The organism is bacterium (genome assembly GCA_023150945.1).
Classification (GTDB): domain Bacteria; phylum Zhuqueibacterota; class Zhuqueibacteria; order Zhuqueibacterales; family Zhuqueibacteraceae; genus Coneutiohabitans.
The window spans coordinates 120709-134610 of sequence record JAKLJX010000010.1 but is presented as its reverse complement, the minus strand read 5'-3'; the positions used below and the strand labels follow the sequence as shown (position 1 = coordinate 134610).

Below are 13902 nucleotides of genomic sequence, written 5' to 3'. Positions count from 1 at the left end.
CCCGCAGCGGCTTGGCCGTTGCATCAAAATCATCAGAGTTTCCACGACGCGTGAAGTTTTTGGAATCCTCGGCTGAGCCGAGGTTGGAACATTCTTGGACAGAGCCCCACTGGTATCTGTCCAGGAATGAAGAAACCGCCCGGGGACCTGGCTCCGAAGCGTCCACAACTCGAATAGAACTTGCTTTTGCTCATGACGAAGCGCCCGGCCGGTGGTGCTTTCGGATGGACACTAAATGAATTCTTGGCGTGTTTCCCTGCAGCCGCTCGCGCCATCGCAAGCAACACATGGCGGCCACACCACAGGATTGGAATTATTTCCGGCGCACGGATGCAACAAGGCAAAGCTTTTTGATTTCATGGGGATCCCTCGCCTCTTGTTCGAAGCACTGTTGCCTGCAGGCAACAAGATATTGCCACTCCCCTTCTCTGCCCCGCGATCCAATTACTGCAACTTCTGATTTTTCATTGCAAGATTTCACCGGCACGCATGCTGAGCCATGGCATGCGTTTTGTGAGACGCTGATGCAACTCACCCCAGGGCTGAAGGATTGTGAAACCGATTCTCCCACCATTCAGAGTGGAAACTTGATGCTTTCGGTTGGACAGGTGTGCGGAAATGGCACCACGCGGACAGCTTGCAACGAAGCGGCATGCGAACCCACGAAAATCGAACGCGGAATGTCGGTCAATCTTGAAGGAGTGAGCAATCATGTCATTGACAAGAACTGAGCGGGGATTTTTCCACTATTGCGATACCCACGAGTTCATTCCCGCAGAAATGGTGGGTGAATTCAAGGAGCGCTTGGAGCGGGAGGGAAGCGCTGTCGCGCTTTCTGTGGGTTTGGAGAAATTTCGAACGGATATCTGCCCCAATTGCACGGCAGCAGGCGAATACAAATGGCATTTTCTAGGCAAACAGAACCATCCAGATTGTGGGTGGTCCTGGTATATCAGTCCCGGTCCATACATCGTCAAGCAACTTGGTGACGTGTTCAAGATCGGCTTGGAGGCAGCGTCTTACGGCTATGACGATGTGGATAAGCAAACCGGCAAAAAAGGCGGGTGCTTCGGTGCGATTGGCGGCTTTGTTGGCGGCATGTTGATCAGTATTGTCTTCCGGTTGCCCTTTGCGCTGCTGATGATCCCGATTCAGGCCGTTATCAGTTTGAGCCAAAGCAAACCTGAAGCCAGAGGGCAAACGACGTAAAAGATGGTGCGGAGGTTGGCGATGCGATATCGCCTGAATGATTTGCAGCTTCTCCTCACTCCCAAAACCGAAAAGATGCTGACCTTTGAAGGCCTCCCAGACGTGACCTTCGAGTTTCCCGGAATCGTCCAGACGGCTTTGGCAATCAGTTGCGGTCTGGTGCGGGCCAGCCTGCACGGCGGAGAAGACCACCACGAAGTTGTGATTCGCCTTTATGCCTCCGCCAATCCACAGGAAACAGGCGAAAACCACGTGGGCAAACTGTACGTTCGCGTTTTCGGAGAACATGGAAGCTGCCGGTTTCAAACCTATCTCGAACGCTTTGCATGGTACGCGGACGGGTCTTTTGACATTATTTCACCAGAGGGAGAACGAGTTCGCATCAATCCTCCCAGGGATTGACTCATTACGGAGATGAGAACTTCAGACGGGCATTTGCACAAGGAGGGTTCTATGCAGTACCAAGTCGTGCCGTTTCGCGCGGATGTGATGGAAGCTGAAGGCGCGCGCAAAGCCGCAGAACAGCTTGCAACGCTCATCAATCAAAACGTTGCAGAAGGCTGGAAGTACCACGGCCTGGAAACGCTGGTGACGGACGTGACCACGCCGGCAACACCGACAATTCCCGGGAAATCCGGGTGTCTCGGTTTCGGTGCTACAGAGCCGATTCTCGGCCGGCCGGAGACAACGCGTACAGTCCAGGTTTACGTCGCGGTCTTCTATCGCGAGACATGAGTGTCCTTGGGCGTCAATGGCGAAATATGCGAAGCCTAATCATTCATGCGATTCAGTATTACCGCCGCGTGATTCCTCCCGAACGGCGCCGGCGCTGCCTGTTTCGGGAATCGTGCTCGCAGCACGTCGAACGCATCGCGCGCGAGCAGGGCGGCCTTGCCGCGCTCAAGGCCTTTCTCGCCCGCGCGCGGCGCTGCCGGCCGGGCTATGGCTTCGAATGGGAGGCAGATACCGGTACATGGTTCTTGGTGTGCGCCGACGGCTCAAAAATTCCACCAGCTCATGCGGCGACGCACCTGGCAGCGGAATATCAGGTCGTGCGCGCGCATCTGGTTGCCAACGAACATCATCACTGAGCAGAAAGGAGAAAGGTCCATGGTCACCGTCAAGGTTGTATGGCGCGACACCGGCAAACCGGCAAAAGGGTCACGGGTCGTGATCGGCTTCGATGGCTTCACGCGCGGCGTTACCAGTACCGAATACACCGACAGCGATGGCGAAGCCCACTTCGACGCCGAGCCGGGCACGGGCGAAGTGTATGTCGATGGCAATACCAAATACCGCGGCCATATTGCCGGCCGGGTGGTGGTTTACATTTAGTGAGGAGGCGCAAATGCCGAACTATATCCATTCCTGCCCCAATTGCGGGGCCGACAAGAACGACATCGGTTGGTCGGCCGCCTACTTCGATGTGTACGAGTGCCGCGACTGCGGTGAGAAATATTGCTTCAAATGCCGTGGCAGCAACGGGGCGCGCTATTGTCCAGCCTGCAAGAGCACCTCACGAGACACATACGGCAGAGTTTCGAAGCCATAGATAAACGCAAATGGTATTGGGGAGAGTGCATATTTCGAAAGGCTGCATATGAGCTGCAAGTATCATCCGTCTGCGCAACGAGTTCGCAATTGCTCGAGGTGCAAATCCACCTTCTGCGATGATTGCGCCATTGAATTCACCGGCAAAGAGGAACAGCTCGTGTGCCTGGATTGCGGGGTTGCATTCGCCAAGCGAAAGCTCAGGAACTCGATCATAGCAGCAACGCTCGGAGTCGCGGGAGCTGCCTGGATGGTGTCGAGCGGCGCACAACCGCCGGGAATGAGCCGGGCGCTGGCCATCGTTTTCTATGGGTATGCCTTCTGGGCAGTGTATTGGGGTTGGCATTTTGGCGGCAAGTTTTGGGGCTGGCTGTACAATGGTCTGGATAGGCTTTCCGATGGCCACTGGATCGGAAGCTTGATTGCATTCTTTGTTCGATTCATTGCCGCCGCGGCAATCGGCATGTATGGCGGCGCCATCTATCGGACGGTGCAGGCGGTGAAACTCATTCGGCTTCACAAATCACATGCGGCGGCTGTGCAGGCAGCATACTGAAGTTCGCAGCCAGGCCTCACTCTGGGTAGCCCTGAGGCAGAAGCAAGAGCCGCCCGGTGATGCCAAACGCTGTCAAAGAAATCGGTTCCTTGGAGTGTCGACGATTTCAACTTCACCTTTTCGTAATTGCCATAGGAGAATCCATTATGTCTAGCGACATCATTACCCCCGAGAATCTGTCAAAAGAGCTCTTGAAATCGATCTTCGAGGCAGCTTTCATGGAAACCTCGATCGATGCGGAGGGAGATCTTCAAGTACGAGATGGCATCGGGTGCTATGTTTTTGCCCGTGAGGACCGTATCAGGCTGATGACCCTTTTTCGGACAAAGGATGGTGCGAATCGCCAGGAACTACTGGAATTCGCCAATCGTGTCAATGATCAATACATTATCGTTCGAGTGACTGTTGCCGGGAAGGGAGCAACAATCAGCTTCGACTACGACATCCCGGTTAAAGGCGGAATTACCAAGCAGGCCGTTGTCCTTGCTACAAAACGCTTTTTGTCAATTCCGATCAACGCTATTCAGGAGCATGGGCTCAACCTGATTCGATAGCAGATGGCACGATTTGCCACTTTTCGCTGCTCCAGTCTACACTGATTCGGCATGCCAGGTCGAGTTTCGGCTTGATTTCAAAGTCGAGTCGATCACGGCCAACTACGTCGCACCATACCTTGTTCTTGAATCAGTTTGAACAATGTGAAAGGAAGCTTCCCCATGACCTCGATGTCCGACGAAAGAATACTGCTGCGATCCGGCGGGTTGACTTTGACAACGCACCGCGTACGGTCGGAAGCCGAGCGCGGCGGCAAGATGCAAATCACCAGCATCATGCTGGAAGAACTCTGCTCCTGCGAAACCCGATTCACCAGCCATCCCTTTTTGTTGATCCTGGCGGGACTGATTGCCGTGGCTGGATTGCTGTCATCCAACCTCGTGCGGGATAGTTCCGGATTGATAACGGCACTTGTTTTTGCAGGGATTCTCCTGGCCATCTACTTTGCCACTCGCAAGGAAGTCATATCACTGGCTTCTGCTGCCGCCCAAATCAACCTGCAGCGCCAGCAAACGGAGCAACAGGATGCCGGGCAGCTCATCGATCAAATTGAAGCGGCCAAAAATCAACGTTACCTGCTGGCGCGTGCCGCGACCGCCAACGAAGTAGCGTAGGCTCGTCGAGATCGAGTCAACCCGCAATTCCGGCAGGCTGCACTTCCGGTTCCGATCCTGCCTGATCTCGTGATGGAGCAATTTCATGCAAGAAGGCGGGGGCTGTGGCATTTTCATTGAGCAGCAACGCTGTCGCATCACCTCGCAACAAAGGCCAGGTCTCATGGCGGCTGATCACATACACCGGCGCCCGGTTGATTGGTGGGTCATCGTGGCGGGAGGGGCCTCAAGTTTCGCGGGGATCATACTGCTGGTGCTGGGCTTTTCCGATCCCATGAACCTGGCCTTTTTGCTGGTCGGCGGTTTTTCCCTGGCGCCGCTCGGCCTGTTGTTGATTCTGATTGGCTATATCATCAAGCGGCTGAACGTGATTGAACGCAACACCCATTTGCAGTCACGGCCTCCGGCGAAGGACCAGTAAGTCTACAGCCGCTGCGGCAAAGTTTTGACAACGTTGTCAAGCTGGCAAAAAGATCACAAGATGACTTACCTTGAGCCGTCGCCGGTGAGATCTTCCAGCCCATCGGCGCCGCGGGGAATAGCCGCCGACTCACCGAGCCGCTAGGGGGACGGCTCGGTGGCTTTTCTTGCAGCTTGGCAGTTCACAACCTCAGGAGGCGCGAACTTCGAGAATTACCTTTGCGCGGTTGCCGTCTGGCTCCAATACCAGGCACGTCTTACTGCCCGCATTGGCCCGCTGTGATCGGCTGAGGCCTTGGCGGCAACAAACACGCCGGATTGCAAACATTCAGGCAGGAGTTGCCGAGGCGTGGGCGGGGGTTCCTGCACAGACTCTGGCTGCTCCCATGACTTGTCCCAAACACCCCTCTGAGAAAATCACAGGCATTTGCGCAAGTTGCAGATCCATCTTCTGCCGCATCTGTGCCGCATTCGAAGCCGGGCAGGAAAGCGAATTGCTCTGCTTGGGCTGTGGCGCTGCCGTTGCCAAACGCCGGCTGCGCAAAGCGATGAACTTTGCGCTGCTCGGCCTTTTGCTTGCGATGTGGCTGCTCCCGGCGCCGGCACAACACGCCGGACGCGTGCCGCTCGCCGGCTTGATCGGCGGCTATTGCTCGTGGGCAACCTTTTGGGGCTGGCATGCCAACCTGCCGGAGTGGTTCAACCGGCCTCACACTCTTTTGCGTAGGCGGTGGCTGGGTGCGACACTTATGTTGCTTGGACGCGTCTGCCTCACCACCTTGGGCGGCATCTTTTGGGCGGGCATCAAACACCCGTGGCAGGCAATCGCCGTGCTGCGGCGTTGGAAAACACAAGCCTGACCTCCAATTTCGCCATTTTTTTCTCGAGAATTCGTCCCAACCTTGGCTGGTCCAGGGCCGCATTGTCTCTGAGACATCCAGGAGCGACGACGACCAACCCAATCTTCCACACTCACAACCTTCATGGAGGGGTATCATGATGAAACAGGACAGACTTTTGGGCCGCCTGCTGTGCCTGCTTTTCTGCTTCATTCTGGCAGGAGCAAGCTGGGCGCAGCCAGGTTCCGCCAATTCCACCGATGGGACGGTGATTGATCTCGTGGTCAAAGAGACACCGGGAGAACGCGGGAGTCTCACCTTGACCTGGTACGCGCCCGCAACACTCCGGCACTTTGTGATTCACTACCGGGAGAACGGCAGCGGCAAGGTGAATAACATTGCGGTTTCCGACCAGCGCCAGCTCATCCTGGACGGAATAGATTCTGAACGCGACTACCACATTTCAGTTACCGCGGTGAATGAGTTGCAGCAAACGCTCGCCACCTCGCCAACGACTGACTGGTTGGGAGCGGTGAGCCGCTGGCGGTCAGCGCAGGAGCAACAACAGGCCGCGGTTGCGGCTGCCGCCGCGGTCCCGAACCTCGACGTCACCCTGCGGTCTCTCGCCAGCAATAACTTCCCATTCATCTACACCACCGTGGCAGTTGATACCGGCGGCCAGCCAGTCGGCGGTTTGACGACGCCCTACTTCACCGCACACGAAGACGGCCGCCTGCAAACCGACTTCTTTGACGTGACGGCACCGCAACAAGGCGGCATCCTGGACTTCATTTTTCTCATCGACAACAGCGGCAGCATGGGCCCGGAGCAGCAACAGGTCAGGGATAACGTCAAGGCTTTCGTTGACAGCCTGGTAGCGCGCAACATCGACTTGCGCCTGGGGCTGGTTCGCTTTGGGCAAGCCGCCGGCAGCGGCCAGCCGATTCTGGTCAACAACGGCGTCATGACCGCTGATGTGAACCAGTTCAAATCCTGGCTGGATCAGATGACCACGGATGGCGGCATCGAACCGGGACTGCTGGCGGTGGAAAGGGCCGCCACGCAATACAGCTTCAGAACCGGCAGCCAGCGCCACTTTCTGTTGATTACCGATGAAGAAAACAATGGCGGCGGCACGCTGGCGCAGGCGATTGCCGCGTGCCACAACAACGACGTCACGGTGCACACCGCGGTCGATTGCAACGCGCTGGCCTCGAACATCCACTACTGCAATGCCAACAGCATCCGCGATGCCACCAATGGCCTATTGTTCAACGTCATCGGCCCCTACCGTGACATTCTCAACGCGCTCACAAATCTGATCGGCAACGCCTATATCGTGCGCTATCGTACGGACAATCCTGTCTATGATGGCGTCCAGCGCGAGGTTCGCATTACCGTCAACGCCTTTGGCGAGTCTGACTTCGTGATCGGCTATTACACGCCGGGCGCGGCGCCTCAAATCGTCCGCACCCCCGCGACCGTCAATCTCAGTAACACCGCCCAGGTGGCGGGCATCAATCTCACCATTGCCGCGGAGATTACGGATGCCGCTGCTCCGTTTGTGCAAAGCGTCACGCTCTACTATCGCAAAACCGGCACGGCGACGTACACCTCAAAGCCCATGACGCTCACCAGCGGCAATGTCTATTCCGCTGTCATCTTCGGCAGCTCGGTACAAACGCCGGGAATCGATTACTACATTACGGCCACGGACGGCCAGGTCACCACCTCCGATCCCGCGGTGGATCCCGCCTCCGTGCCTTACCAGATCGCGGTTCTGCCCAACCAGCCGCCGCAGATCGTGCACACGCCGGTCGCCTCCGCGCCCCTTGGACAGAGCATCGCGATCTCCGCGCAAGTCACCGACAACACCAACTTTCTGAGCAGCGTCACGCTTTACTATCGCCGCTTTGGCACACTGCTCTATCAGAATACGGCCATGAATCCCAACGGCGGCAACACCTACGCCGCCACCATTCCCGGCGCGGAAATGACGAACGACGGCCTGCAATACTTCATTCGGGCGGTGGATAATCATGGCGTTGCCAGCGTTCACGGTCCACATATCATCGCACCGGAATCGCCGTGCGTGACGTTCACCGATGACTTCAACGACGGCAATGCCAACGGCTGGCAGCCGGACACGCCCTCACAGTGGACCGTCACCAACGTCGAGGGTGATCCGGCCTACTGCCTGTATATTGCCGACGCGGTCAGCGATGAGTTTTCCGTGCTGCCGGGCAATCGCGTCAGCGATTTCTCCCTGACGCTGAGCGCCAAGACCACGGCGAGCGACAACAAAAACTTCTTCATCCTGTTCGGCGTGCAAGATCTCGGTGCGCCCAAGCGCGACGCCTACTACCTGCAGTTCGGCGTGCTCGGCGTCCGCCTCTATCGCATCATCGCCAACAGCGGCACCGTCATCGCCTCACATCCGCTTGATTTCGCCAGTGACAATGCGTTTCACCACATCAACATCCAACGCAGCGGCACGAATCTCAAGGCCTATGGCGACGGCGTGTTGTTGCTCGACCTCAACGAGACCGCCTTTCTCTCCGGCTACATTGGTTTCGGTTCCTTCAAAAGCACGGCCTGCTTCGATGACGTGGGGCTCACGTCCGGTGGCAACTCCTTCAGCGACAATTTCAACGACGGCAACGCCAACGGTTGGCAGCCACTCACGCCCAGCCGCTGGCAGGTGAGCAATGAGGCCGGCAGCCCGCGCTACTTCCTGAACACGTCGGACTACAATTCTCCGGATGACAAACGCCTGGGCGAACTTTCGCTGATCGCCGGTAATGCCTGGGGCGATTTCGTGTTCGAGTGTGACGCCAAAAGCGCCGACGCCGCGGTGGGCAACTCCGGCGCAGATTTGTCGGTGGTATTCGGCTATCAGGATTTCGACAGCTACTACTACGTGAACTACAACCGCGAGCCCGGCTTCACCGAGATGCACCGCATTCACGACGGCGGGCCACGCGTCACGCTGGCGACTTACAACGCGCCAACGTTCACCGACGGCAACTACCACAAACTGCGCATCGAACGCCGGGGAACGCAAATCCTGGCTTTTTTCGACGGCGCCCTGATCTTGAGCGGCAATGACGGCTTCTTCGGCCAGGGCCAAATCGGCGTCGGTTCTTTCAACGATTCCGGATATTTTGACAATGTCGTGGTCAGCGGCTGCACGGTTGGCGGGCTGCCAAACCTCACTGCCACGGCACTGGCCTATAGTCCCGACACTTTCCGGCCCGGCGAGCCGATCAACATTACCGGCACGGTGATCAACAACGGCGCCGCACCGGCGGTGAATGACATTCGCATCAATCTCTTCCTGACCGACAGCCCCACCGAACCGGATTACACGCTGCTGGTTCACTCCTTCCTGATTCCGCCGCTGCCGGCCGGAGCGGTGTGGAACTTCAGCGAAGTGGGAAGCATTCCGCCGGGCACCGCGCCGGACACTTATTACCTCTGGATGAACGTTGACGTTGACAACCACAACCAGGAAACCAACGAGGACGACAATTCCCTGCGCACCAACACGCAGTTGACCGTGCTGCCGCCGCCGGGCGCGATCAAGCCGGTCGTGCCCAACCCGGTCACTTCATGTGCCGAATACTATGTCGATATCCGCGTTGAAAACGTTGTCAACCTCTTCGGCCTGAGTTTTGAGCTGCACTACACCAACACCGCTTACGTCAATTATGTCAGCACGGAAAACGGCGGTTTCCTGGGCAACGACCTGCTGCTCTACCCGGCGCCGGAGGACCCCCTTGGAAAAGTCAGCATTGGCATTACCCGCAAGGCCGGTCAGCCGGGATCGACCGGCAGCGGTGTTGTCGTGCGGGTGAAATTCACTTCCCCATCCAATACGCCCAACAACACGCCGGTGACTTTCTCGCTGCAAAGTATTACTGCCAATGATCCGGCAAACAACCCGATTACCCTGACGTCCATGAATGCCAGCACGGCGTTGCGCTGCGGCATTACGGTGTGGCCCGGCGACACCAACAACGACGGCATTGTGAACCAAGCCGACGTTTTGCCGCTCGGACTCTATTGGAACTATACCGGCCCGGCCCGCGCCGGCGGCTCCTGCAACTGGAGTGGTCAACTGGCAACGCCGTGGTCGCCGGTGGCCGCCACTTATGCGGATGCCAACGGCGACGGCCGGGTCAATCAAGCGGACGTGCTGTGCATCGGCTTGAATTGGAATCGCACACATTCCTCTGCAACCACTCTGCCGCAAGATCTGGCAGCGAATGCCCTGGCCAAACCGGTGTTGGCAAGTTTGGATCTCGAAGCCGGAACCGGCACGTTGGCGCCGGGCCGCGAGTTCGAGTTGCGGGTTTTGGCGGCCGGAGCAGAGAATCTCTTCGGCCTGGCTTTCGAGCTGCGCAGCGAGCGGCCGGATTGGATTCAGATTCTGGCGGCCGAGCCGCAGGCCTTGTTCGGCGACGAGCCTTTGTTCTATGCGCATTTCGCTGAGAACGGCACCACCGGCATCGGCATTTCGCGCAAAGCCGGCCAGACCGGCTGGCATGGCGAGGGCGCAGTGCTCCGTCTGCGCGGCCGGATTTCCAGTGCAGCCCCGCTCGGCGAAGTGATCGCCCTCTCTCTGCAGAACATCGTCGCGCAGGAAGCTGCAGGTCAGCAGGCCGCGCTGGCCAATTCTTCGCTGCAGCTCACCGTGGGCGGCGCAGCGAATGTGGCCATGCAACGCAGCAGCCGCACGGTAACGGAATATCGTCTTTATCAGAATTTCCCGAATCCCTTCAATCCGGAAACCATGATTCAGTACGACATTCTGCAGCCGGGAATGGTGACGCTGCGGATCTTCAACGCCGTCGGCCAGGAGGTGCGGCGCTTGTTCGAGGAAGTGCAGACGGCCGGCGCCTATGAAATCCGCTGGGACGGCCGGGATGGGCAAGGCCAGGTGCTGCCCTCGGGCGTTTACTTCTACCGCCTGCAAGCCGGCGACTTTGTGCAGATCAGAAAGATGGCATTGGTGCAATGAGGCCAGCCGGCCCGTCTCACCCAATGCGTTTGACAACCAGGAAAGCCGGAACTGGCGCGGCAACGGCCATGCGCCAGTTCCCAATTCTCGAATCAAGTGGAGGATGGCATGAATAAAACGGCTCAACTTTTCTTGATGCTGATCGGACTGTGGGCGGCGGCGTGGGGAAGGCAAGCATCAACCAACGCCGCCATCCCGGTCACTTTTCGCGTTGACATGTCCGTGCAGATTCTCGAAAGCAAGTTTGTGCCCGGAACAGATCGCCTGAGCGTACGCGGCAGTTTCAACGATTTCGCGGAGGGCGTGCATCTGCTGACGGATGCCGACGGCGACAGCATCTACGCTACGGAGGTGAATCTTGCCGATGGCCTGGCCGGCAGCCAGATTTTATTTGAATATTTCTATCAGCACGGCGACCGCGGCGTGGGCGAGAGCATTGCCGATCGCGCTCTGGTGGTGCCGGCGGGCGGCGGCCAGGTGCCGCTGTCGTATTTTGATCAAGACAGTGTCATGACGGCCGGGCCGCTGCTGGTGGCCAACAGTCCGGGCTTGCAGGCGCCAGGCGCGCAGTTCCTCGTGACCGTCAGCGTCGGCGACAGCGCGCATCCGGTGAGCAATCTATTTGGCCTGAGCTTCGAGTTGAATTTCACCAACACCGCCAGCCTTGATGTGGTTGCTGGTTCTGTACTTGCCGGACCGTTCTTGGGGAACGATCTCCTCTTTTTTTCCTACCTCGATGAGGCCGCCGGAAACATCAGCGTGGGCATGTCACGCAAGGCCGGTCAGGGCGGTGTGAGCGGCCACGGCGTCATCATGGAGGCGCGGTTCACCTCGCTCAGCACCACGCCCAACAACACGCGCGTCGACTATTTCCTCACCAACGTCACCGCCAATGATGCCGATGGCAATCCGGTCGAACTCAATCCCGGCGTGCTGACCGTGACCATCGGGCAATGTCCCTCGGTTGCGGCGATCACTCCCACCAGCGGTGCCGTGGGCAGCAGCGTGGTGATTACCGGCGCCAACTTTGGCGGCGTGTCCGCGGTGAAATTTTCGAACAATGTGATGGCTGCATTCAACCTGATGAGCGCAACCCAAATCACGGCGACCGTGCCGGCCGGCGCCGTCAGCGGCCCGCTCACGTTGAGCAAAAGCGGCTGCCCGGAGGTGCAAACCGGCACGTTCACTGTGAGAACCTGCCCGGTGGTTGCGAGCCTGTCGCCGGCCAGCGCTGGAGTGGGAGAAGAGTTGACGATCACCGGCAACAATTTCACCGGTGTCTCTGCTGTGCTTTTCAGCAACGGCGTTACCGGAACGATCAATCAGGTGACGGCAACACAAATCCGGGTGACCGTGCCGGCCGGCGCCAGCAGCGGCCCGCTCACTGTTCGCAAGCCTGACTGCAGTGACGTGCTGACTCCGGCCTTTACTCTCTTGTGCCCGACGGTGAGCGGAATCGCGCCGGCCAGCGGCGTTGCCGGCGCGACGATTGCGATCAACGGCGCGAATCTCGCGGGTGTGACGGGCGTAATCTTCAGCAACAATGCCGCGGCTTCATTCACCGTCGTGAATGCGGCACAAATCAACGCCGTCGTCCCTCCTGCTGGTGTCAGCGGGCCGATTCAGTTGACGCAGGCGGGATGCTCTGACGTGGTCACTGCGGATTTCACGGTATTGCCGCCGCGTGAAGTGAGGCTCGTCAGTCGCGGCAGCACCGCTGGTACCGTGAATCTTGCGATCGAGCTGCTGGCCCAAGGCAATGAGAACGCCCTGAGCTTCAGCGTGATTTTTGATCCTGCTCTGCTGCACTCGCCGCAAGCCGGCCTAGGTAGTGGCGCCGGTGCTGCCCAACTCAACGTGAATGCGAGCCAGGTTGGTGCCGGACGCCTGGGCATCTTCCTGGCGCTGCCGGCAGGGCAAAGCTTCGCAGCCGGCACGGTCGAAATTCTCACTCTGAACTTTGGAGTCACACCGTTGGCGCCAAGCGCAACGATTGACTTCGGCGATCAACCGGTGGCCCGCGACATCCTGGATGCGACGGCCCAGCCGCTTGCCGCTACTTGGACGCCGGTTACGATAGCTTTGTCGGCGGGATACGAAGCTGACGTGATGCCGCGGCCCTTCGGCAGCCGGGATGGCACCGTCACGCTGGAAGATTGGATGCAAGTGGGGCGCTTTATCGCGGCGCTGGACACGCCGCAAACCGCCACCAATGAATTTCAGCGCATCGACTGTTCGCCGCGAAGCTGCGGTAACGGCCGCCTCTCGCTCGCCGATTGGGTGCAGGCCGGACGCTATGCCGCAGGTTTTGACACAGTAACAGCCGCCTGTGGACCGAACGATTCCACCGCGGCGAAGCACAGCGCCGAGCCGGCGGCGGCGAGTGACCGTACCGTCAGCGCGTTGAATGACACTTTCATTTCCGGAGGAACGGGATCGCTCACCATCCGGCTCGCAGCCGACGGCAACGAAAACGCCGTGGCCTTCAGCGTAAATTTCGATCCCGGGCTTTTGACCTTTCTCAATGCCGGCTTGGGCGCTGATGCCACCACCGCCACGCTGCATGTCAACGATCGTCTGAAGGCGAGTGGCCGCGTGGGAATCGTCATGGCGCTGCCCGCGGGCCAAACGTTTTCGGCAAATGGCCGCGAGCTAGTCACGCTGGCTTTCGCGGTTATGCCGAACACCTCGGCGGTAACCACCATCGCCTTTGATGACGCGGTGGTGGCGCGCGAAGCCGTGGATACTGCGGCGGCGGACTTGCCGGCAGCGTGGGCGGCGGCTGCGATCACGATTCAAAGTCCAACGGCGGTGAAACAGCCGGCCGCTGAGATTCCGAATTCCTTCGAGCTGGGCCAGAACTATCCCAATCCGTTCAATCCGGCAACGACGATTGCGTTTGCGGTGCCGCATGCCGGCCGTGTCACCATCAAGGTGTTCAACGTGCTGGGCGTGGAAGTGGCCACGCTGGTCGATCGGCATTTCGCGGCCGGCCGCTATCAAACGGCCTGGCACGCCGGGAGGGCGGAAAGCGGCTTGTACTTCTATCGCATGCAGGCCGAAGGATTCGTGCAGGTGCGCAAGCTGCTGCTCATTCAATAGTACCCTCCCGAATCGCCGGAGAAATCGCCCGGT

General features: G+C 58.7%; 13 protein-coding genes. All 13 read left to right on the top strand.

The window, feature by feature from the left end:
- The first annotated feature begins 287 nt into the window (after window positions 1-287).
- The 13 genes from L6R21_14570 to L6R21_14510 all read left to right on the top strand — a co-directional run bounded on the left by L6R21_14570 (window position 288) and on the right by L6R21_14510 (window position 13869).
- Window positions 288-731, top strand: a complete 444-nt coding sequence (locus L6R21_14570) for a hypothetical protein (protein ID MCK6560416.1) — start codon at window positions 288-290, stop codon at window positions 729-731.
- Window positions 712-1209 carry a hypothetical protein gene (locus tag L6R21_14565; GenBank protein MCK6560415.1) on the top strand — a complete coding sequence of 166 codons (498 nt, stop codon included), beginning with the start codon at window positions 712-714 and terminating at the stop codon, window positions 1207-1209. The genes L6R21_14570 and L6R21_14565 overlap by 20 nt, the downstream gene beginning before the upstream one ends.
- Window positions 1210-1284: 75 nt before the next feature.
- Complete coding sequence (locus tag L6R21_14560) at window positions 1285-1611, top strand: hypothetical protein (protein MCK6560414.1); 327 nt, start codon at window positions 1285-1287, stop codon at window positions 1609-1611.
- A 51-nt stretch (window positions 1612-1662) separates the two neighbouring features.
- Window positions 1663-1944, top strand: coding sequence for a hypothetical protein (locus L6R21_14555; protein ID MCK6560413.1), 282 nt, complete (start codon window positions 1663-1665; stop codon window positions 1942-1944).
- 26 nt (window positions 1945-1970) lie between these two features.
- Window positions 1971-2300: a membrane protein insertion efficiency factor YidD gene (gene yidD / locus L6R21_14550; GenBank protein MCK6560412.1), complete on the top strand. Its 330-nt coding sequence runs from the start codon at window positions 1971-1973 to the stop codon at window positions 2298-2300.
- A 19-nt stretch (window positions 2301-2319) separates the two neighbouring features.
- A complete protein-coding gene (locus tag L6R21_14545; GenBank protein MCK6560411.1) occupies window positions 2320-2544 on the top strand; it encodes a hypothetical protein in 225 nt (74 codons plus the stop codon).
- Between the two features lie 466 nt (window positions 2545-3010).
- Complete coding sequence (locus L6R21_14540) at window positions 3011-3316, top strand: hypothetical protein (protein ID MCK6560410.1); 306 nt, start codon at window positions 3011-3013, stop codon at window positions 3314-3316.
- 146 nt (window positions 3317-3462) lie between these two features.
- Window positions 3463-3870 (top strand): YbjN domain-containing protein, encoded by a 408-nt coding sequence (locus L6R21_14535; GenBank protein MCK6560409.1) that lies wholly within the window; start codon window positions 3463-3465, stop codon window positions 3868-3870.
- Between the two features lie 162 nt (window positions 3871-4032).
- Window positions 4033-4485: a hypothetical protein gene (locus tag L6R21_14530; protein MCK6560408.1), complete on the top strand. Its 453-nt coding sequence runs from the start codon at window positions 4033-4035 to the stop codon at window positions 4483-4485.
- A gap of 163 nt (window positions 4486-4648) precedes the next feature.
- Window positions 4649-4906 carry a hypothetical protein gene (locus L6R21_14525; protein ID MCK6560407.1) on the top strand — a complete coding sequence of 86 codons (258 nt, stop codon included), beginning with the start codon at window positions 4649-4651 and terminating at the stop codon, window positions 4904-4906.
- 493 nt (window positions 4907-5399) lie between these two features.
- Window positions 5400-5765, top strand: a complete 366-nt coding sequence (locus L6R21_14520) for a hypothetical protein (GenBank protein ID MCK6560406.1) — start codon at window positions 5400-5402, stop codon at window positions 5763-5765.
- A 136-nt stretch (window positions 5766-5901) separates the two neighbouring features.
- Window positions 5902-10767: a VWA domain-containing protein gene (locus tag L6R21_14515; protein MCK6560405.1), complete on the top strand. Its 4866-nt coding sequence runs from the start codon at window positions 5902-5904 to the stop codon at window positions 10765-10767.
- A 108-nt stretch (window positions 10768-10875) separates the two neighbouring features.
- Window positions 10876-13869: an IPT/TIG domain-containing protein gene (locus tag L6R21_14510; GenBank protein MCK6560404.1), complete on the top strand. Its 2994-nt coding sequence runs from the start codon at window positions 10876-10878 to the stop codon at window positions 13867-13869.
- Window positions 13870-13902 lie beyond the last annotated feature (33 nt).

What these genes read in the sequence shown, in the direction of transcription:
- L6R21_14525 (MCK6560407.1), top strand. Translation starts at nt 4,649, where the DNA reads ATGGCGGCTGATCACATACACCGGCGCCCGGTTGATTGGTGGGTCATC.
- L6R21_14570 (MCK6560416.1), top strand. Translation starts at nt 288, where the DNA reads ATGGCGGCCACACCACAGGATTGGAATTATTTCCGGCGCACGGATGCA.
- L6R21_14560 (MCK6560414.1), top strand. Translation starts at nt 1,285, where the DNA reads ATGCTGACCTTTGAAGGCCTCCCAGACGTGACCTTCGAGTTTCCCGGA.
- yidD (MCK6560412.1), top strand. Translation starts at nt 1,971, where the DNA reads ATGCGAAGCCTAATCATTCATGCGATTCAGTATTACCGCCGCGTGATT.
- L6R21_14515 (MCK6560405.1), top strand. Translation starts at nt 5,902, where the DNA reads ATGATGAAACAGGACAGACTTTTGGGCCGCCTGCTGTGCCTGCTTTTC.
- L6R21_14510 (MCK6560404.1), top strand. Translation starts at nt 10,876, where the DNA reads ATGAATAAAACGGCTCAACTTTTCTTGATGCTGATCGGACTGTGGGCG.
- L6R21_14540 (MCK6560410.1), top strand. Translation starts at nt 3,011, where the DNA reads ATGGTGTCGAGCGGCGCACAACCGCCGGGAATGAGCCGGGCGCTGGCC.
- L6R21_14555 (MCK6560413.1), top strand. Translation starts at nt 1,663, where the DNA reads ATGCAGTACCAAGTCGTGCCGTTTCGCGCGGATGTGATGGAAGCTGAA.
- L6R21_14530 (MCK6560408.1), top strand. Translation starts at nt 4,033, where the DNA reads ATGACCTCGATGTCCGACGAAAGAATACTGCTGCGATCCGGCGGGTTG.
- L6R21_14535 (MCK6560409.1), top strand. Translation starts at nt 3,463, where the DNA reads ATGTCTAGCGACATCATTACCCCCGAGAATCTGTCAAAAGAGCTCTTG.
- L6R21_14565 (MCK6560415.1), top strand. Translation starts at nt 712, where the DNA reads ATGTCATTGACAAGAACTGAGCGGGGATTTTTCCACTATTGCGATACC.
- L6R21_14545 (MCK6560411.1), top strand. Translation starts at nt 2,320, where the DNA reads ATGGTCACCGTCAAGGTTGTATGGCGCGACACCGGCAAACCGGCAAAA.